The 18,111-nt window shown below is 63.1% G+C and carries 17 protein-coding genes; 10 read left to right on the top strand and 7 right to left on the bottom strand.

Annotated elements, in window-relative coordinates:
* Nucleotides 1–18: 18 nt before the first annotated feature.
* From ACFQDI_RS22865 to ACFQDI_RS22845, 5 genes are all read right to left on the bottom strand, one after another.
* Nucleotides 19–990, bottom strand: coding sequence for an ABC transporter substrate-binding protein (locus ACFQDI_RS22865; protein WP_377171366.1), 972 nt, complete (start codon nt 988–990; stop codon nt 19–21).
* Nucleotides 991–1,017: 27 nt separating this feature from the next.
* Nucleotides 1,018–1,794: a M14 family metallopeptidase gene (locus tag ACFQDI_RS22860; protein WP_377171364.1), complete on the bottom strand. Its 777-nt coding sequence runs from the start codon at nt 1,792–1,794 to the stop codon at nt 1,018–1,020.
* Nucleotides 1,795–1,829: 35 nt separating this feature from the next.
* Nucleotides 1,830–2,792: a cysteine synthase A gene (gene cysK, locus ACFQDI_RS22855; protein WP_377171361.1), complete on the bottom strand. Its 963-nt coding sequence runs from the start codon at nt 2,790–2,792 to the stop codon at nt 1,830–1,832.
* A 50-nt stretch (nt 2,793–2,842) separates the two neighbouring features.
* The gene (locus ACFQDI_RS22850; protein ID WP_377171359.1) at nt 2,843–3,025 is read right to left on the bottom strand and encodes a YezD family protein; all 183 of its coding nucleotides are present in this window, start codon (nt 3,023–3,025) and stop codon (nt 2,843–2,845) included.
* Between the two features lie 389 nt (nt 3,026–3,414).
* A complete protein-coding gene (locus ACFQDI_RS22845) occupies nt 3,415–3,960 on the bottom strand; it encodes an RrF2 family transcriptional regulator (protein ID WP_377171357.1) in 546 nt (181 codons plus the stop codon).
* Between the two features lie 159 nt (nt 3,961–4,119).
* Here ACFQDI_RS22845 and ACFQDI_RS22840 point away from each other — a divergent pair, with 159 nt between their 5' ends.
* The 3 genes from ACFQDI_RS22840 (at nt 4,120) to ACFQDI_RS22830 (ending at nt 6,754) form a co-directional block, all read left to right on the top strand.
* Complete coding sequence (locus ACFQDI_RS22840; protein WP_377171354.1) at nt 4,120–5,175, top strand: peptidyl-prolyl cis-trans isomerase; 1,056 nt, start codon at nt 4,120–4,122, stop codon at nt 5,173–5,175.
* Nucleotides 5,176–5,284: 109 nt separating this feature from the next.
* A complete protein-coding gene (locus tag ACFQDI_RS22835; RefSeq protein ID WP_377171352.1) occupies nt 5,285–5,962 on the top strand; it encodes a nuclease-related domain-containing protein in 678 nt (225 codons plus the stop codon).
* Between the two features lie 567 nt (nt 5,963–6,529).
* A complete protein-coding gene (locus ACFQDI_RS22830; protein WP_377171350.1) occupies nt 6,530–6,754 on the top strand; it encodes a hypothetical protein in 225 nt (74 codons plus the stop codon).
* Nucleotides 6,755–6,841: 87 nt separating this feature from the next.
* Here the strand turns inward: ACFQDI_RS22830 and ACFQDI_RS22825 are convergent, their stop codons facing one another.
* The gene (locus ACFQDI_RS22825) at nt 6,842–7,294 is read right to left on the bottom strand and encodes an SMI1/KNR4 family protein (RefSeq protein WP_377171348.1); all 453 of its coding nucleotides are present in this window, start codon (nt 7,292–7,294) and stop codon (nt 6,842–6,844) included.
* Between the two features lie 608 nt (nt 7,295–7,902).
* On the opposite strand from ACFQDI_RS22825, the gene ACFQDI_RS22820 reads away from it, so the two are divergent.
* The 7 genes from ACFQDI_RS22820 (at nt 7,903) to ACFQDI_RS22790 (ending at nt 16,790) form a co-directional block, all read left to right on the top strand.
* Nucleotides 7,903–9,963 carry a sodium-translocating pyrophosphatase gene (locus ACFQDI_RS22820; RefSeq protein ID WP_377171346.1) on the top strand — a complete coding sequence of 687 codons (2,061 nt, stop codon included), beginning with the start codon at nt 7,903–7,905 and terminating at the stop codon, nt 9,961–9,963.
* Nucleotides 9,964–11,027: 1,064 nt separating this feature from the next.
* Nucleotides 11,028–12,368 (top strand): hypothetical protein, encoded by a 1,341-nt coding sequence (locus tag ACFQDI_RS22815; protein ID WP_377171344.1) that lies wholly within the window; start codon nt 11,028–11,030, stop codon nt 12,366–12,368.
* Nucleotides 12,352–13,746 (top strand): hypothetical protein, encoded by a 1,395-nt coding sequence (locus ACFQDI_RS22810; protein ID WP_377171342.1) that lies wholly within the window; start codon nt 12,352–12,354, stop codon nt 13,744–13,746. The genes ACFQDI_RS22815 and ACFQDI_RS22810 overlap by 17 nt, the downstream gene beginning before the upstream one ends.
* Nucleotides 13,730–14,611: an energy transducer TonB gene (locus ACFQDI_RS22805; RefSeq protein WP_377171340.1), complete on the top strand. Its 882-nt coding sequence runs from the start codon at nt 13,730–13,732 to the stop codon at nt 14,609–14,611. Before ACFQDI_RS22810 ends, ACFQDI_RS22805 begins: the two co-directional genes overlap by 17 nt.
* A 25-nt stretch (nt 14,612–14,636) precedes the next feature.
* Complete coding sequence (locus tag ACFQDI_RS22800; RefSeq protein WP_377171338.1) at nt 14,637–15,593, top strand: energy transducer TonB; 957 nt, start codon at nt 14,637–14,639, stop codon at nt 15,591–15,593.
* A complete protein-coding gene (locus ACFQDI_RS22795; protein ID WP_377171336.1) occupies nt 15,577–16,320 on the top strand; it encodes a MotA/TolQ/ExbB proton channel family protein in 744 nt (247 codons plus the stop codon). The genes ACFQDI_RS22800 and ACFQDI_RS22795 overlap by 17 nt, the downstream gene beginning before the upstream one ends.
* Nucleotides 16,321–16,370: 50 nt before the next feature.
* Complete coding sequence (locus tag ACFQDI_RS22790) at nt 16,371–16,790, top strand: ExbD/TolR family protein (RefSeq protein WP_377171334.1); 420 nt, start codon at nt 16,371–16,373, stop codon at nt 16,788–16,790.
* A 725-nt stretch (nt 16,791–17,515) separates the two neighbouring features.
* Here the strand turns inward: ACFQDI_RS22790 and ACFQDI_RS22785 are convergent.
* On the bottom strand, nt 17,516–17,944 hold the full coding sequence (locus ACFQDI_RS22785; protein WP_377171332.1) for a hypothetical protein: 429 nt from the start codon (nt 17,942–17,944) through the stop codon (nt 17,516–17,518).
* Nucleotides 17,945–18,111: the final 167 nt, after the last annotated feature.

Genomic DNA, 18,111 nt, shown 5'->3' with positions numbered 1-18,111 from the left:
AGAAGGAGGGGGCGAGGATCAGAGTCTGGGAAGGAGGGCGTCGAGGGAGGGGATGTCGTGGAGGAAGCCGGCCTTCTTGGCGGAGTCCACCATGTGGTCGAGCGCCGCGCGTGAGACGTCCGGGGTGAGGACGACGCGGGGGAGCGAGCGGTCGAGGAGCGGGTCTCCGGGGGCCTTGGTGGTGAGCTCCTTGAGCTCTGCCTTGATGAGCTCGCGGGCCTCGGCGGGGTGCTCCTTGATCCAGGTGGTGAGCTCGGCATGGGCGGCGAGGAGCTTTTTGGCGAGCTCGGGGCGCTGGGTGACGAAGGCGGTGCTGGAGGCGAGGACGGTGACGAGGGTGTCATTGTCATCGACGAAGACTTTGCCGCCGGCTTCGAGCTCGAGGCGTGAGACCCAGGGCTCGACGGTCCAGACGGCGTCGATCTCTCCTTTGAGGAAGAGGGCGAGCTGGTCGGGGTTTTGCGTGGGCAGGACGGTGGCGTCTCCGCCGGTCTGGGTGACTTTGAGGCCGTTGTCAGAGAGCCAGGCGCGGAGCTGCACGTCCTGGGTGTTGCCGAGCTGCGGGGTGGCGATGCGCTTGCCTTTGAAGTCTGCGGGGGTGGCGATGCTGGCGGCAGGGCGCACGACGAGGGCATTGCCCCCGGTGGCGGCGCCGGCGAGGATGCGCAGCTCGGTGCCTTTGGACTTGGCGTAGGCATTGAGCGCGGGGCTGGGGCCGATGTAGGTGACGTCCAGCGCGCGGGCAAAGATGGCCTCGGTGGCGGAGGGGCCGGCATTGTACACGAACCACTCCACGGGCACGCCGAGGCGGGGCTCAAACCAGCCTTTGCCCTGGCGGCTGAGCTGGTGGGCCACGAGGCCCTGGACGTGGGTGATGTTGGGGAAGTGGCCGAAGCGCAGGGGGGCCTTGGGGTCTGCGGGGGGCTTTCCGCAGCTGGCGAGGGAGGCGGCGGAGAGGGTGCTGAGGCGGAGGAAGCGGCGTTTGTTCATGGCTGGGGGCGGGGTGGGGGAAGGGGATCAGAGATTGGGGGCGTAGGACTGGAGCTGGCGGTAGCGGGCGAGGATGGTTTTCACTGCGGCGAGGGTGGCGGCCACCTGCAGGGGCATGGGCGCGAGGGAGGGGGTCTCAAAGACGATCTCCAGGGCGGAGGCGGACTGCCCAGGCGGTGCGGTGAGCATGCCGAGGTAGCCTTCGCGGATGATGCCTTTGTCTGCGAGGAAGCCGTCGATGACGTGGGCGTCGTTGCGGGGGAGGATCTTGGAGGCGGCCTGCAGCGCGGGCTTGAGCAGGTGCTCGCTGAGGAAGGAGCCGCCGACGAAGCCGTAGACGCCGTCGCTGTCACTGTCTGAGTGCAGGGAGATGATGCCGTCGTATTTCTCACGGCGGAGCTCGCCTTCGAGGTACTGGATCTCGGGCTCGGTGGACTCATGCCAGAACTGGCGGTTGAGATCGACGCCGCTGCCGGAGTGGCGTGTGTGGGAGCGGCGGCCGGTGGGATTGCAGACGGGGTAGATGTGCAGCTCGTAGTCGTGCAGCTCCACGGGCTGCTCGGAGGCCCAGCGGATGAGGTCAAAGGCGGCGAGGGTGCCGGCCTCCTCGTCGCCATGGATGCCGGCGAAGATGGCGAACTTGAAGCCGTAGCCGGGGTTCAGGGGCTTGGAGATGATCTTGGGGATGAAGGTGCTGCGCTCGATCTCTGCGGCGGGCTCACGCAGCACAAAGTAGCGCCTGCGTGTGAGGGGCCGGGGAATGCTGTCTCCGGTGTAGGTGAGGGCGGACGGGATGGCGGACATGGGGAAATAAGAGTTTGTGGTGGGTCATGGTGTGGCTAGGAGCCGACTTTGGCGCGGGCCTCGTCTGCGAGGGCGGTGGAGAGGTAGCGCTCTCCGGTGCTGCAGCCGACGGTGACGATGAGCCTGCCGGCATTCTCCGGACGTGCGGCGACCTGGAGCGCGGCCCACACATTGGCGCCGGTGGAGATGCCGACGAGCAGGCCCTCCTCGCGGGCGAGGCGCTGGGCGGTGCGGATGGCGTCTTCATTGCTGACCTGGATGACGCCGTCGAGGATGCCGAGGTTGAGGTTCTTTGGCACGAAGCCGGCGCCGGTGCCCTGGATCTTGTGCGGGCCGGGGACGACGGGCTGGCCATTGAGCGTCTGGGTGATGACGGGGGAGGCGGCGGGCTCCACGGCGATGGCCTGGAGCGAGGGCTTGCGGGATTTGATGACCTCGCTGACGCCGGTGATGGTGCCGCCGGTGCCGACGGCGGCGACGAAGATGTCGATCTTCCCTTCGGTGTCCGCCCAGATTTCCTCGGCGGTGGTGCGGCGGTGGGCCTCGGGGTTGGCGGGGTTTTCAAACTGCTGGGGGATCCACGAGCCGGGCGTGGCGGCGTGGATCTCATGGGCGCGCTCGATGGCGCCTTTCATGCCCTTGGGGCCGGGGGTGAGCTCCAGCTCTGCGCCGAGGAGGGTGAGGAGGGTGCGGCGCTCCAGGCTCATGGTCTCGGGCATGGTGAGGATGAGGCGGTAGCCTTTGGCGGCGGCGACAAAGGCGAGGGCGATGCCGGTGTTTCCCGAGGTGGGCTCGATGATGGTGGTGCCGGGGGTGAGGCGGCCGTCCGCCTCCGCGGCCTCGATCATGGCGCGGCCGATGCGGTCCTTGACGCTGCCGAGGGGCTCCTTGAACTCGCCCTTGAGGGCGATGGTGGCGCCGAGGCCGACGGAGATGCGGTTCAGCCTGACGAGGGGCGTGCGCCCGATGGAGTCAACGATGTTTTGGTGGTAGGACATGGCAGGACGTGGTTTTAGGGTGGGGATGGGTGGCGGGGCGGAGGGCGGCGCTAGCGCTGCGGCCGGGGGGCGGGGAGGTCTGCGGCGAGGCGGGTTTTCTCAGTGCTCTCCACCTGGGTGACGCGGCCTTCATGGACGATGATCTGGACGGAGCCAAACCTGAGGGCGGAGACTTTCTGCCTCACGATCTCGATCCATGTCTCGACTTCGATTTCTGCGGGTTGGCTGGCCATGGGGATGAAGAGGGGCGGGAGGTTTGGGGGTGCGGCGGGGTGCCGGTGGCGTGGCAAATGGTATCACGGTAAATATACACTGCGCAAGTAGGAATAAAAAGTTTTTGAGCGGGAGTGTGCGATTTCACGCCTTGGCTCTAAATATACGCAAATTTAATATATACCTATCATGTAGGTAATGGGTTGCGACGGGCCTCGCGGGCTTTGGTTTGCCTGCTGCATTCCGGAAGTGCGCCCATGCCGGGAGGCGGCTCCCAGTGCGGGGTGGCGCCTTTGCCCGGAGGGCGCTGCAAGGCCGCCCGGCTGGTGCTGGGCGGCTGGGCGGGGGCGCGATGGCTGGCGCTGTGCTCCTGGCAGGCAGGGGGGGCTGCGCCTTTGCGCGGGGTGCGTCAGGGCTTGGACTCCAGCAGCACGGCGAGGAAGCCGTCTGAGGGGTCGGCGTGGCGGGCGCGGGTGCTGCCTTTTTCCCGGGCCTTTTTCTTTGGCTGGGTGGCGCACTGCTCCTGCTTGCGCAGGGTGACTTCGACGACGTTTTCCAGGGTGTAGCGGTCGAGGATGTTGGCGATGGCGTTGCGCACGTCGATCATGAGCATGCGGAGGCCGCAGTGGGTCTCGTCCGGGCAGGTGCACTTTTCATACTCGGTCTCGCTGGCGCAGCCGATGGGGGCGAGCTTGCCGTCGATGAGGCGGACGATCTCTCCCATCTTGATGGATTTCATGGGCTTGGCGAGGCGGGTGCCGCCGTACTTGCCGCGCTGGCTTTCCACGTAGCCGGCATTGCGGAGCTCGAAGAGGATGGCCTCAAGGAACTTGAAGGGGAGGTGCTCCTGCTCGGCGAGGGTGGAAACGGAAATGACGCCCTCATTCTGGCGCTCGGCGATGCCGAGCCGGATCATGGTGCGCAGTGCGTATTCGCCTCGTTTGGTCAGTCGCATATCTCTGCATAGGATATGCAGTCTCAAGCCCCATAGAGCAAGTAGGATTATGGGGCGGCGGGGGACAGGGGAGGGACGGGCGGCGGGGGAGTGAGGTTAGGACTAAGACCTATCCAGTGGGGCTCGACGGTGCGGCGGGGGGTGTGTTACGAATCTGACATGAAGCTGATCGCCACCCAGGGTCATCGTCGTCTGCCGAAGCGGTCTTTTGCCGGAGGGGCCCGATGGCGTGCGGGGGCGGGGCTGGCGATCCTGGTGCTGCTGCTGGCGACGGCGGGGGGCACGGCGCGTGCGCTGAACGGGGATGCACCGAAGGACAAGGCGACGGAGCGCGTGGTGGCCAAGGTGAACGGAATGCCCATCCTGGCCTCGGACCTGGAGATGATGGTACGGGCGCAGGTGCAGGGGCTGCAGGTGCAGTTTGCCAATGACCCGCAGCGGCTGGCGCATGAGCTGGCGGAGGTGCGGCAGCATGCGCTGGACGGGCTGATCGACTTTCAGCTGCTGGAGGATGAGTTTTTCCGGCTGGGCGGGATGATCAGCCAGGAGGACATCGACGAGGATGTGCGGCACGAGACGCAGGCGGCCTTCCGGGGAGACCGGGAGGCGCTGCTGGCGGAGCTGAGCACGCTGGGCATGACGTTTGACAAGTACCGGCAGCTGCGGGAGCGCATGATCATCGCGAGCGCGGTGCGCGAGAAGATCGCGAACAACGTGGAGGTGACGGAGGAGATGGTGCGCAGGTACTACGAGGAGAATGTGCAGCGCTGGCGGGGGCCGGAGTCTGTGCGGCTGCACACGCTGACGGTGCGGCGCACGGAGGAGAATGCGCGCGCTCTGGCGGAGGGGCTGCGCACGCGGCTGCTGAACGGGGGCGACTTTGCGGAGGTGGCGCGTGAGTACAGCAAGGACAGCCGCGCGGAGGAGGGCGGGGCATGGCCGTGGACGAGTCTGGCGGACATTTCTGAGCGGGTGGGCCAGGTGATCGGGCGCACGAAGGTGGGGATGCTGAGCGAGGTGATCGAGCAGCCGGACGCCTACATCGTGCTGCGGGTGGACGGCCGCCGCGAGTCCGGGGTGCGGCCGTATGAGAGCGTGAGCGAGGACGTGAGGGCGGCCCTGGTGGAAAAGCTGAGGCGCGAGCGCGTGGAAAACCGGCTGTGCCGCCTGCGCGAGGCGGCCTACATCCAGAAGATGGGCCTGGTGCACGGCTAGGCGCCGGGACAGGCCTGCTTCCGCTGCTGCTGGCGGCAACGACGATGGCAGGTGCGCAGCGCGCGCGTGGGGCTTGAGGCGGGGCGATTGCTGCGGAGAGTCGTGTGCGATGACCGACCCAAATGCTGTGTACCACACGCTCGTTAAGCCCGTGCTGCCGATCTTTCTGATGGCAGGCGGGATCTATGCTCTGCGCTTTTTTTTGCGGCGCTTCAGGGCCTCGGCCAAAGGAATGCTGGGGGAGGCGCTGGTGAATCAGGGTACTTTCCGCCTGCTGGACAAGGCGTTTTATCAGGGCTTCAGCGATCTGTATCTGCCGCGCCCGGACGGGGACGGGCTGACGCAGGTGGACCATGTGGTGGTGTCGCCGTTCGGGATCTTTGTGATCGAGACGAAGAACTACACGGGCTGGATCTACGGCTCTGAAAACCAGCCGAAGTGGACGCAGACTTTCAGCTCGGGAGGGAAGTGCTCGTTTCAAAATCCGATCTGGCAGAACAAGCTGCACATGGCGGCGCTGGCGAAGCTGCTGAACCTGCCGCTGGCGAAGTTTCGCCCGGTGATCTTTTTCATGGGCGGGAGCGCTTTTAAAACGGAGCTGCCGGAGTATGTGATCGACACCAGCCTGACGTCCTACATCGTGGACTTTGAGGAGGTGCTGCTGACACCGGAGGAGGTGGCGGCTGCGAAGGCTGCGCTGGTGGATCTGGTGAAGCGGACCAACAAGCGCGTGGCGAAGCGGGAGCTGGTGGAAGGGATAGAGAAGAGAGTGAAAAGGAGTGAGTGACAAGAGCCGCCCACATGGGGAAGGGGGGCTATCCAGCCAGCCCCGCTCATGCCACCGAATCAACTAAATGCCCGGCATTTTTTTCTGGCATACTTTTCCGCGCCATTGGTTGGCTTGTTGGTTCATTCTTTTCTTTATGGAAGAAACAACTTTATTATGAACTCAAAAAAAAGAGTGAACTGTTGCCATATTGTCATTAAGCCAAAACAAAGGATAATAAATAGCTATCACAATGGTTCCCGTAAGAGATTCCAAGTCTAGTATATTCAATATTGTTAAAATAATTATTAGGGAGAAGCTTAAAAAATATGCGGCTAAAATGTACAAAATTAGACCGAATGTATTTTTATTATTCTCAACTTCCATACCGATGGCTTAAGTTTATCGAGTCATTACTTTTTCAGCTTTTCTCGCGTGTCTTTCGACTTCGATTTGTGATGGTATTGGAAGCCCATTCATATTGGCTGTAGAATGATCTGGTCAATCAACTAAATGCCTGGCATCTTTTTTTGGCAGAGAGTCGAAGCCATGTTTGAATGCTGCATACCAGGGTTCCACCTGTCCCCCATGCTCGCCATGTCTCGCATGGGGATGCTATTGGTGCTGCTGCTCGTCACCTCGGTGCTATTGTATCTGGCCATTAAAGGCATTCGCAGCGGCAGAGTCCGCGGCCGCGGCGGCATCTACACCGAGGAAGAAAATTTTGTGATGTTCTGGATTACCATTGGCGTCTATTTCTTCCTCGCCGGTACGATGTTGGTCGGGCTACTGGTGGCGGTGTTTGCGCCTTGAGAGAGGGCTTGTTGGTCCAAAAAAACTAAATGACTGGCATTTTTCGGTGTCTTTTTTTTCAGGCATCTTTTTCCCCGTTGTTCTATTTCATTCCGAACTCTCGATCATCGTCAATATGGACTCAAACCATTGCCAGTAAGAGTCAGCTACAACTTCATGTTGATCCTCCACTGTAGCGTCATGAACCCACCTCACTATAGCGAATTCGGCACCGTCTCTGGGTTGTTGCAAATCAACACAGTCGTAATTGCCAAAGCCATCTGCCCGCAGCGGTAAAAGATGATGCGGAAGCGCTCGGTTTTTCCCTTTGAGTCTTACCACCATTTTTGAAACATTGAGATGCTCTGGGCCACCAAGGCCGATAAACTCCTCCGATTCAATTCCTCCGCAGCCGAAATTGGAAATGAATGCGCGATATTGCGACGGTAGCTTAAAGCCTAGTTCCGCTTCGGCTTGTCTGATGAGATCGTCAGACACAGTGCCGATTAGGTCTACATTTTCAAAGTTAGCGATACGTTTTTTTAATTCATCGATTTTCATTGCTGTCAAAAAAAGATGCCAGGCATTTGGCAGGGAAGCGTTGCAAAACATTGTTGGTCAGTGGTTTTTTAACTCTCTCGCGTGTTCACCTTGGCAGCGCGGAGCAGGCGGGAGTACAACCGGTTGCCATGCCTGCCAACTCCCATCCCCCAAGCATCACTGGTTCTCGGGGCGCATACCTCAACTCTCAAGCTTGACCGAAACAGCCAAATGCTTGGCGCCTTTTTAAGGAGCATCAACATCAGCAAAGCGAGATGGAGGAGCTGCGGCAGCTGAGGGGCTTTGCAGCTGAACCGGGGTGGGGAAGAGAAAGAGGCGGGGCAGGTCTCTCTTTTTTTGGGAGGAGGATGTTTGAGGATCAGGGCGTGGCTGATGGAAGAATGGAAAACTGCAAACTGGGAATGGAAAATGGGAGGGGGATTGCGGGCTTTTGTGTAAGGAGGGCGAGGGGGAGGGGCGGGAGGAGAAAATTGAGGGAAAAGAGAAAACTCTGAGCAAGTTCTTGCCAGTAATTTGCGACTAGCTAGAGTTCGCGGCTTTACCCGGTCCGGTTCCTACCAGACTGGGCGGTCGCTCCATCCCTTCATTCGTCCCTCTATTCTTCAATCATGGCTCCTTCATTCTTGTTGACCAATGGCATCACTCTGGCCATCGCCCTCGCTGTCGTGGGCTTGGTATTTGCGTTTATCCTGATCCGCCAGGTGGTGGGGTCTGATGCTGGGAATGAGAGGATGCATGTGATCGCGAGCGCGATCCAGCAGGGGGCGAAGGCTTACCTGAACCGGCAGATCGTCTCGGTGAGCCTGATCGCAGTGGTGATCCTGGCGGCGGTATGGTGGCTGCGCGGCGGACTGACGGCGGCGGGCTTTGTGGTGGGCGCGGTGTGCTCCCTGGCCGCTGGCTACATCGGCATGATGATCGCGGTGCGGGCGAATGTGCGCACGGCGCAGGCGGCCTCCGTGGGCAGCCATCCGGCGCTGAAGGTGGCCTTCAACGGCGGCGCGGTGACGGGCCTGCTGGTGGTGGCGCTGGGTCTTCTTTCTGTGGGTGTGTTTTACCTCATCGTGCGCGGCACGGGGGCGCATGCGAAGCACGCGATCGACTCGCTGGTGGGTCTGGCGCTGGGCAGCTCTCTGATCAGCGTGTTTGCACGTCTGGGCGGCGGTATTTATACGAAGGCGGCCGACGTGGGCGCTGACCTGGTGGGCAAGAACGAGCAGAATCTGAACGAGGACGATCCGCGCAATCCGGCCACTATCGCCGACAATGTGGGCGACAACGTGGGCGACTGCGCCGGCATGGCGGCGGACGTGTTTGAAACGTACGCGGTGAGCCTGATCGGCGGCGTGCTGGTGGGCCACCTGACGGTGGGCACGGAGGCAGCGGTGGTGTATCCGTTTGTGCTTTGCGGTCTGGCGATCATCGCGTCCCTGATCGGCATCGGCTGGGTGAACTTCATCAAGCAGGAGGCGACGACGTCGCTGGTGTGCGGGGTGGCGGTGTCTGGCATCGTGGCATCGGGCCTGTTCTGGTGGGCCACGGGCTCGATCTTCCCTGAGGGGCTCAAGATCGGCGAGGTGGCGGTGTCTCATGCGAACCTCTTTTACTGCGCGGTGGTGGGTCTGGTGATGACGCTGCTGGTGGTGTGGATCACGAACTACTACACGAGCACGCACTACGGCCCGGTGCGCAAGATCGCGAAGGCCTCGGAAACCGGCCACGCGACGAACATCATCGCGGGCATCAGCATCGGCAATCAGGCGACGCTGCTGCCGGTGCTGGCGATCGCGGCCTCGATCTGGTACTGCTATGATCTGGCAGGTCTGTATGGCATCGCGATTGCGGTGGTGTCCATGCTCTCCCTCTCGGGCATTGTGATTTCTCTGGATGCGTTTGGGCCGATCACGGACAACGCGGGCGGCATCGCTGTGATGTCCGGACTGCCGGAAGGTGTGCGCAAGATCACGGACGAGCTGGATGCCGTGGGCAACACGATGAAGGCGGTGACGAAGGGCTACGCGATCGCGAGCGCGGGTCTGGCGGCGATGGTGCTGTTTGGCTCGTATGTGGAGGACCTGCAGGCCTTCGTGGGGCACAAGGTGGCGTTTGACCTGATGGACCACAAGGTGGTGATCGGCATGTTCATCGGCGGGCTGCTGCCGTTCCTGTTCACGTCTTTCTGCATGAGCGCGGTGGGCAGCGCTGCGGGCTCTGTGGTGATGGAGGTGCGGCGCCAGATCACGGCGAAGCCGGGCATCCTGAACGGTACGGAGACTCCTGACTACGCGCAGTGCGTGGACATCGTGACGAAGGCGGCGCTGGGCCAGATGATCGTGCCGGCGCTGCTGCCGCTGATCTTTGTGATCGGCGTCTCGTATCTGGGCATGGAGGCGCTGGGCGGGGTGCTGATCGGCACGATCGTGACGGGCCTGTTTGTGGGCATCTCGATGACGAGCGCCGGTGGCGCCTGGGACAATGCCAAGAAGTACATCGAAGAAGGCAGCCACGGCGGCAAGGGCAGCTTTGCGCATCAGGCCGCAGTGACGGGCGACACGGTGGGCGATCCCTACAAGGACACCGCCGGTCCTGCCGTGAACCCGATGATCAAGGTGGTGAACATCCTGGCCATTCTCATCATTCCCATCGTCTTCAAGGCGGCGGCGAAATGAGGGTGAAGTGAAAAGTTAAAAGTGAAAAGGGCTTCCGGAGACGGGGGCCCTTTTTGTTTTTGGGGGGAGAGGGGAAGAGGGCGGTGGGGTGGGTGGGGAGGAGCTGGGGAGGGACTGCAAACTCCAAAATGGGAACTGAAAATTGTAAAATGCCGGAGGGTGGTGGGTGTGGCGGTGCGGGGGGGATGTGCGAGGGGGCTTTGGGGTGTGGGAATGCTGGAGGGGTTGGGTGTGGCGGGAGCGTGAGGGATCGGGACGATCCCTCTCCGCCGGAGGGCGTGGCGTGGATACCCGGTAAACGCTGGGCGGAGGGCTGGAGGAGTGGGATCATCTTGATCCCACCACGCTGCGCAAAGTCTGCGGTGTGGCGTGAGGGAAGCGGTGAACCAGACCCTGGCGCGGGTGGCTGTGGGTGTGGCGGGAGCGTGAGGGATCGGGACGATCCCTCTCCGCCGGAGGGCTGGGGAGGGGCGAAGGCGCTGGGACGGAGGGGGATCATCTTGATCCCCCCACACGGCGTGGGTTTGCGGATGCTTCTGGATGGCAGCGCGGACTTTGGTCCACAGCGCTCCGCTGACAGGCGGCGTTCTTCCATGGCGACAAGCGCGGTTCTGTTATGCCTGCGCTGGGACGATGCTTTTTCGTTCCGAGGGCCCGCGTGTTTTCGCAGTGTGCAGACCCGTCACGCACGCTGTGTGCAGGCGACCTGCTGCGGACTGAAGTCCGCGCTCCTGTGGCGCTGGGCGAAGCTCTGGCGTGGCGGGATCATCTTGATCCCACCACGCTCCGCAAGGCCTGCGGCATGGGGGATGAGCGGGGTGTGGAGAGAGGGGGGAAGGGCTTGGGGTTGGGAGGATGGGGAGGATGGGGAGGATGGGGAGGATGGGGAGGATGGGGAGGATGGGGAGGATGGGGTGGATGGGGTGGATGGGGTGGATGGGGTGGATGGGGCTCTGCCTTTTGACTTAGCCCTTTTGACTCTCAGGCCCGGTAAACAGCATTTGATTCTGAGGGGGGTGAGGGCACTATACGGGACATGGGGCTTTCCGCTTTTGCCCTGCTCTGTGACTGACATCTTTCCCATCGATAACCAACGCAGCAGCAATCTGCGCATTGCCATCACCGGCACGGTGGTGGTGCATGCGCTGCTGCTTCTGCTGCTGGCCTGGGTGATGGCGAGCGATGCGGCGCGCCGGCTGTGGCGGGAGGCGCATCAGCCGCCGAAGGTGGAGAAAAAAGAGGAGGAGGTGCTGCTTTTCCCGGACCAGTTTCTGCCGCCGCCGCCCGCCAAGCCGAAGCAGGAGCGCCTGGCCTACATGCGCACCACGCAGAACCAGGCGGCGGACAGCGCGCCGAAGAATGCGGCTTTCATTTCTGACCGAAACACGAATGCGGCGACGGTGAAGGCGCCCTCTCCGGACGCGACGATGCCGCTGCCGACGATGGACGGCAACAAGTTCAACATGCAGGAGATGGCGGACCGTGATTTCAAAAACGGGGACATCAAGGATGACGCGAGGCCAAAGACGCAGCCGCCGGAGGTGGCGATGCTGACGCCGCAGCCGCCCGCACCGCCGAGCCCGCAGACGCCGCCGTCCATCCTGAAACCGAAGGATGCTGCGCCGCCGCAGCCGCCGGTGCCGGAGACGGTGCAGGCCCCGGAGATGCTGAAGCCGCAGCCGGAGCCCGCGAAGAGCGAGGCGGAAAAGGCTGACAAGGAGCTGAAAATGGCGAAGGTGCTGCCTGACCAGACGCCGCTGACGAAGATGATGGAGGAGGCGGACAAGGAGCTGGCGAAGGTGGACAAGAACCTGCTGCCCATCGAGCTGATGAAGCCGGTGCCGATGGAGAAGACGCCGGACGCACCGCCGAGGACGAAGCCGACGCCCCAGAAGACGGCCACGGCGCAGGACATGCCGCCGCCGTCGCCGCAGGAAAAGCCCATCCTGAAGGCGCTGCCGGTGGTGGATGATGAGGTGGTGACGCGGACGACGCGGAACCAGGACCCGAACGCCTTCACGCCGCACACGCGCAGGTCGCAGACGAAGGGCACCATCAGCAACCGCGGGACGGAGGATTCGGTGGACGCGATGAAGACGCCGCTGGGGGTGTATGACCGCCAGGTACGCGGCCTGGTGGAGCGCAAGTGGCACATCTACCTGAAGCTGCGCCAGGACGGCCTGACGTATGCGCGGCTGAAGCTGCTGTTTTATGTGAGCCCGAAGGGCAAGGTGGAAGGGCTGCGCGTCATCGATGACAAGGAGTCCAACCCCATCCTGACGGAGGTGACGGTGCGGGCGATCCAGGATGCGGAGATCCCGCCCATCCCTGCGGATGTGCTGCCGCTGCTGCCAGCCGAGGACGGCGGGCGCTACAAGATGGAGTACGATGTGCTCATCTACTGAGATGCCGGGCCGCGAGGCATGGCCTGTGATCTGCCGCAGCCAGGGGGCGCAGGCTGGCGGTGCTGTGAAGATGCGGGCTGTGATGCAGCGGCTGGCGCTTGCGCTGGTGGTGCTCGCTGCGGGGCTGCTTGGACTGTGCGCGACGCCGCTGATGGCGGCGGATGCCGGACTGACGGCGACTGAGCACTACCGGAGGCAGGTGGTCGGGCTGATGGAGAAGACGTGGTACGAGTATCGCAGCCAGCGCACGGAGGGCGTGGGCCCGGGATGGCTGATGGCTGCCTTTGACGTGAACAGGCAGGGCCAGGTGCAAAACGCCCGGGCGGCTGAGAGCATCGGCGCCAGTCTGGCTCTCACGGGGCTGACGCTGCGGGCCATCCGCGAGACGGTGCTGCCGCCGATGCCTGAGGAGGTGGCCTCCGCCCTGCGGGGAGAGGATGGCGGGCGGCTGCAGGTGGCCTGCGTGGCCGTTGTTTCACCGATCAATCCGGCCATGGGGGTGAGGCCTGACGGCAGCGTTGTTCCTGGCCTGGCCAGGGAGGGCCTGCACCTGTGCGAGCTCAAGGATCTGCCCGCCTCTCCCGGCAATGCCGCCGCCGTGAAGGCGGGTGCGGCAGACGGGAAAGCGGCGCTGCCGCCCCCGAGGGCGCGGCTGGTGGAGGAGGAAAGCACGCCGAGGATGCTCTACGTGCAGCAGGTGAGAGACGCGGTGGACAGGGAGTGGCAGCTGCATGCCAGGCAGGCGGGCACCCCGCCGGGGCTGGTGAATGTGGTCTTTTACCTCAATCCCAAGGGCGGAGTGGAAAACATGCGTGCGGCAGCGGAGGGCCGCCCCCAGCCGGTGCTGACGGATCTCGCGCTGCGTGCGATCCACGACGCGGACATCCCGCCGATGCCGCCGGAGGTCGCCTCCTCCCTGCGTGCCGAGGAGGGCGGGCGCATGAAGCTCACCTTTGGCATCGAGGCGAGGCCCGACACCGGTCCGCTGACCCAGATGATGGATGAGGCGGACAAGGAGCTGGCGAAGAGGGATGAAAAGGCCCGGCCGCAGGCGCGGAAGGTGGATGGCTCGCCCAAGGGGCGCTACACCCGGCTGGTGATCCAGGCGGTGGAAAAGAAATGGCACAGCTACCTCCGACTGAGGCGGCATGAGGTGAAGGAAGGCGGGCTGGAGCTCGTCTTTTACGTGAACAGGAAGGGCGCAGTGGAAAGCCTGAAGGTGGTGAATGACAAGGAGTCCACCCAGGCGCTGACTGAATTAACCTTGCGGGCGGTCAAAGATGCTGAGATACCAGCCATGCCTGCGGATGTGATCCCGCTGCTGCCGAAAGAGGACAAGGGACGTCTGAAAATCGAATTCAATGTGCTGCTTTACTAAACTGAATGGCTGGGGTGTGATGGTGCTGATGGCGGGCCTGCTTTGTGCCTGCAGCGCGCCGGATAAGGGCGGGGTGGCGGGGCTGAAGATACCGCCCAAGGCGCGCTACACGCTCAAGGTTTCCGAACTGGTGGACAAGCAGTGGCGGCATGACCTGGCGCAGACGCAGGGACGGCCGTATGCGGCCTTTGGCGGGATGGAGATGGGCTACTGGGTGAACAAGAAGGGCAAGGTGGAGCGGATGCGCGTGGTGGGTGCCAAAGGGGCCAGCCCCGACCTGCTCAGTCTGACAGAGGGTGCGATCCAAAAGGTGAAGCTGCCGCGCATGCCTGCGGAGGTGGCCCGCGCACTCACGGCCAAGGAGGAGGGCTGTCTGCGGCTGGTGTACAAGGCCTACATCCCGCCGCCGGGCAAAAGCGGCCTGCCAGTGGCGGGGCTGACCGCGGCAGAGCGCGCCGCGCTGGAGACGCGGGTGGCGTGGAACAAAGCACATGTGACGAACCATGTGGGATTTGTCCCCTACACAGAGGCCGAGAAGATCACGGGCTTGAAGAAAGAGACGCCGACAAGCCGCTACGGCAAGCTGGTGGTGGGGCGTGTGGAAAGGCAGTGGACCCTGTACCTGCTGCAGTCGCAGGCCAGGGCGTCGGGGCAACTGGATGCCGTCTTTTACGTCAACGCCCAGGGCAAGGTGGAGGGGCTGGAAGTCATCACCCAAAAAGGCTGCGACCCGGCACTGAAGGAGCTGACGCTGCGGGCGGTCCGCGATGCGGAAATCCCGCCCATGCCGGCGGAGGTGCGCCGCGCGCTCTCCGGGGCTAACAACGGACGTTTGAAAGTCATCTATACTGGGCGCAACCGCTGATTTCCCTCTGACCATGAGCTTTCCGATGAGCCGAAGGATCGTGAACGCCCTGTGGGCGGCGCTGGTGGTGTGCCTGCTGGCTGCGTGCAGTGCGCCGACGAAGGAGGAGGTGGAGGCGAAGAAGAAATGGAGAGAAGGTCTGGAGTGGTACCTCAATGAGGTCTATGGACTGACGCAAAAAAGCTGGGCAAACGAGCTGAAGCAGAGGCCGAACAGCCAGGCTCACGGGTATGTGAGAGTGAACATAGCTCTCCGTCCGGACGGCAGGCTTGAGCAGATCCACGTCAAAAACAACCAGGACACCGACCCTGTGCTCACGAAGTTTACCGTGAAGGCGATCCAGGCGATCAAGTTTCCGGCGATGCCTGCGGAGATCCTGCCGTGGGTGAACGAGTACCAGGACGGGCACCTGATATTTCCGGTCATGTTTAGAGCGGGCGATCAGGGCAGGGCAGGTGCTGCCGCCAATCGCGAGAAGCTGAGCGATGCGGAGGTGAGGAAGCTGATGGAAAAGCGCTGGGGCATGTGGATGGAGAAGGGGCGCAGGAAAACCAGCCCCATGAAAGATGAGGAGATCAACGTGAGCCTGACGGCCCAGGAGAGCGGCGCGAGGCAGACGCAGCCGCCTGCGAAGGCGGACGCCGGCAAAAAGACGACGGTGAAACTGACGCAGACGCCGAAGGAGCGCTACATCGCGAGGGTCAGACAGGCGGTGGAAACAAAGTGGCAGCAGTACCGCAGGATGGAGCTGGCGGGGGTCACCTACGGGAGCCTGAAGGTGGAGTTTTACGTGAACAAGAAGGGCGGGGTGGAGGATGTGCGGGTGGTGGATGACACACAATCGTACCGGGAACTCACGTTATTTACCTTGCGGGCGATCAAGGATGCGGAAATACCTGCGATGCCTGCGGATGTGATCCCCTTCCTCCCGACGAAGGATCCTGAGCGGCTGAAAATCGACTACCATGTGCTTATTTACTGATCTCCTCGCCACCGCCACGCCGATGCTCGCAGCCGCTGCTGAGGCGGCGGCGCCTGCTGCTGAAAAGGCCACGCCTTCGGGGCTGCAGCTTGTGTATGAATTTCTGGCCACAGGGGGCTTTGTGATGGGGCTGATCGTGCTGTGCTCGATGAGCGCCATCGGGGCCTCGATCCTGGCATGGCTGCAACTGCGGGAGCAGGTGATCATGCCGGGCGCGGTGGTGAGCCAGCTGCGGGCCATCCCGAGCTATGCGCTGAAGGGGGACATCCGGCCGCTGCAGGAGTTTCTCTCCCATGACGGGTCGATGCTCTCGCGCCTGGGGAGCATGGCGATCAGCGGTGCCTTTACGAGCAAGCAGGAGTGCCATGATGCGTGCGCGATCAAGGCGCGCGAGGAGATCCACCGGCTGGAGAGCGGCATCCCGCTGCTGGAGGTGATGGTGACGGTGGCGCCGCTGCTGGGGCTGCTGGGGACGACGGCGGGCCTGGTGGGGATGTTTTCGGCGTTTGGCAGCGGTGACGGGCCGGACACGGCGGTGATCGCGCATGAGATCGGGGTGGCGCTGCGCTGCACGATCGCGGGGCTGTTTGTGGCGGTGCCGTCGGTGCTGGCGCACACGTACTTCACGCGGCGGCTGGATGCGCTGGCGGTGAAGGTGGAGTCGATCATGCAGGAGACGATCCAGCATTTCTACCAGCACTTTGAGGTGCAGCGCCCGGCGGCGTGAGTGCGCGAGTGTGATGAACTTCTGAACCCCACCTGCTGCACGCCATGGCCATGAACCTCCGCCCTAAGCGCCGCCCGGTGCCGATGATCCCCATCGTGTCGCTGATCGACATCATGGTGATCCTGCTGATCTTCTTTGTGGCGACGACGACGTTCAAGAAGGACAAGACGCAGGTGAAGATCACGCTGCCGGAGTCGAAGAGCCTGGGAGGAGAGGCGGCGGTGCCGGAGGTGCGCGTGGCGATCAGCATCGACGACAAGCAGCAGGTGTTTCTGGACGGGCAGCCGGTGGAGCTGGAGCAGCTGGCGCAGATGATCAAGGCGCTGAAGGAGGCGAAGCCGGGGACGAAGCTGGAACTGCAGGCGGACACGACGGCGGCGCTGGGCAAGCTGGTGAAGGTGTGGGACGCGCTGCGTGAGGCGGGGTACAGCATCAATGATGTGCCGGCGCGGATTCAGCGGGCGCAGTGAGGGGACTGGGGGGGGCTGGCGGTGGCTGTTGGTGGTTCTTGGTTCTTGGTTCTTGGTTCTTGGTGGGCTGTGGGTGTGGCGGGAGCGTGAGGGATCGGGACGATCCCTCTCCGCCGGAGGGCTGGGCGTGGCGTGAGTGCCTGGTAAAGGCGGGGCGGAGTCTCTGGAGGAGTGGGATCATCTTGATCCCACCACGCTGCGCAAAGTCTGCGGTGTGGCGTGAGGGAAGCGGTGAGCCAGACCTGGCGCGGGGGCGGTGGGTGTAGAGGGGGCGTGAGGGATCGGGACGATCCCTCTCCGCCGGAGGGCGGGGGCGTGGCGTGAGTGCCCGGTAAACGCGGGGCGGAGGCTCTGGAGGAGTGGGATCATCTTGATTTACACGCATGGGGTTGGTTTGGGGATGTGTCTGGACGGGGGCGCGGACTTTAGTCCGCAGCGCTCCGCTGAGATGCGGAGTCCTTCCCGGGCAACAAGCGCGTTTGTGTTTGTGCCTGCGCTGGGACGATGCTTTTTCGTTCCGAGGGTCCGTGTGTTTTCGCAGGGTGCAGACCATTCACGCACGCTGTGTGCAGGCGACGTGCTGCGGACTAAAGTCCGTGCTCCTGGTGCGCTGGGCGGTGGTGGGGTGTGGTATGAAGTGGTAAGCGGAGGTGGACAAAAAAACGCCCCTCTTGTTTGAGAGGGGCGTGGGATGACGGGGGCTTGAGCGGCGTGTCTGGAAGTGCTCAGCGGCTTTTGGTTTTGACCTTGGTGTACTTCACGTAGGGCTCGAATTTGTACACGGTGGGCATGAGGATGCCGCGCTTTTTGAAGATGGAGGTTTTGTTTTCGTCCACTTCAAAGCCGGGGTGGCCGGTCCAGATCCATTCCCAGCCTTCGTTGGCGATGAAGAGGCCGCCGCGCTCGTGGCCTTTGCGCATGATGCCGGCGGTGGTCTTGAGGCGCTCGGGGGCGACGTAGTAGATGCCTTTGGCGGACTGGGCTTCGGGCTGGTAGATGCCGGCGGGGAGGGTGTACTTGCCGTCGGGGTGGGTGCATTCGACGGCCTGGGCCAGTTTGATGGCGGGGGTGCCGGGGGGGCAGCGTTCGAGGTCTCTCTGGGCGCAGGAGGCGAGGAGGGCGGAGAGCAGGAGACCGGTGAGGAGGTGTTTCATGGAGTGGGAGGAAGAGGGAAGGATGCGCCTGTGATGGCCCGGGGCTGTGCCCGAGGTGCGGGCACTAAACACAGGATGTCGTGCGTGTGGTAGCGGAATGTGGTGACGATGAGGTTTGATGTGTGTGTGCGCGGTGGAAATGCAGCGGCGGGTGCGCGGGGGCTGTG

The sequence above is a fragment of the Prosthecobacter fluviatilis genome, from assembly GCF_042655725.1.
GTDB lineage: Bacteria > Verrucomicrobiota > Verrucomicrobiia > Verrucomicrobiales > Verrucomicrobiaceae > Prosthecobacter > Prosthecobacter fluviatilis.
Note: the sequence above shows the minus strand (reverse complement) of the source record. Positions and strands in the feature narration are given on the sequence as shown.

Bases quoted from the DNA above. Each gene is read 5' to 3' on its own strand.
- ACFQDI_RS22865 (WP_377171366.1), bottom strand. From the start codon at position 990: ATGAACAAACGCCGCTTCCTCCGCCTCAGCACCCTCTCCGCCGCCTCC.
- ACFQDI_RS22860 (WP_377171364.1), bottom strand. From the start codon at position 1,794: ATGTCCGCCATCCCGTCCGCCCTCACCTACACCGGAGACAGCATTCCC.
- cysK (WP_377171361.1), bottom strand. From the start codon at position 2,792: ATGTCCTACCACCAAAACATCGTTGACTCCATCGGGCGCACGCCCCTC.
- ACFQDI_RS22850 (WP_377171359.1), bottom strand. From the start codon at position 3,025: ATGGCCAGCCAACCCGCAGAAATCGAAGTCGAGACATGGATCGAGATC.
- ACFQDI_RS22845 (WP_377171357.1), bottom strand. From the start codon at position 3,960: ATGCGACTGACCAAACGAGGCGAATACGCACTGCGCACCATGATCCGG.
- ACFQDI_RS22840 (WP_377171354.1), top strand. From the start codon at position 4,120: ATGAAGCTGATCGCCACCCAGGGTCATCGTCGTCTGCCGAAGCGGTCT.
- ACFQDI_RS22835 (WP_377171352.1), top strand. From the start codon at position 5,285: ATGACCGACCCAAATGCTGTGTACCACACGCTCGTTAAGCCCGTGCTG.
- ACFQDI_RS22830 (WP_377171350.1), top strand. From the start codon at position 6,530: ATGCTCGCCATGTCTCGCATGGGGATGCTATTGGTGCTGCTGCTCGTC.
- ACFQDI_RS22825 (WP_377171348.1), bottom strand. From the start codon at position 7,294: ATGAAAATCGATGAATTAAAAAAACGTATCGCTAACTTTGAAAATGTA.
- ACFQDI_RS22820 (WP_377171346.1), top strand. From the start codon at position 7,903: ATGGCTCCTTCATTCTTGTTGACCAATGGCATCACTCTGGCCATCGCC.
- ACFQDI_RS22810 (WP_377171342.1), top strand. From the start codon at position 12,352: ATGTGCTCATCTACTGAGATGCCGGGCCGCGAGGCATGGCCTGTGATC.
- ACFQDI_RS22805 (WP_377171340.1), top strand. From the start codon at position 13,730: ATGTGCTGCTTTACTAAACTGAATGGCTGGGGTGTGATGGTGCTGATG.
- ACFQDI_RS22800 (WP_377171338.1), top strand. From the start codon at position 14,637: ATGAGCCGAAGGATCGTGAACGCCCTGTGGGCGGCGCTGGTGGTGTGC.
- ACFQDI_RS22795 (WP_377171336.1), top strand. From the start codon at position 15,577: ATGTGCTTATTTACTGATCTCCTCGCCACCGCCACGCCGATGCTCGCA.
- ACFQDI_RS22790 (WP_377171334.1), top strand. From the start codon at position 16,371: ATGAACCTCCGCCCTAAGCGCCGCCCGGTGCCGATGATCCCCATCGTG.
- ACFQDI_RS22785 (WP_377171332.1), bottom strand. From the start codon at position 17,944: ATGAAACACCTCCTCACCGGTCTCCTGCTCTCCGCCCTCCTCGCCTCC.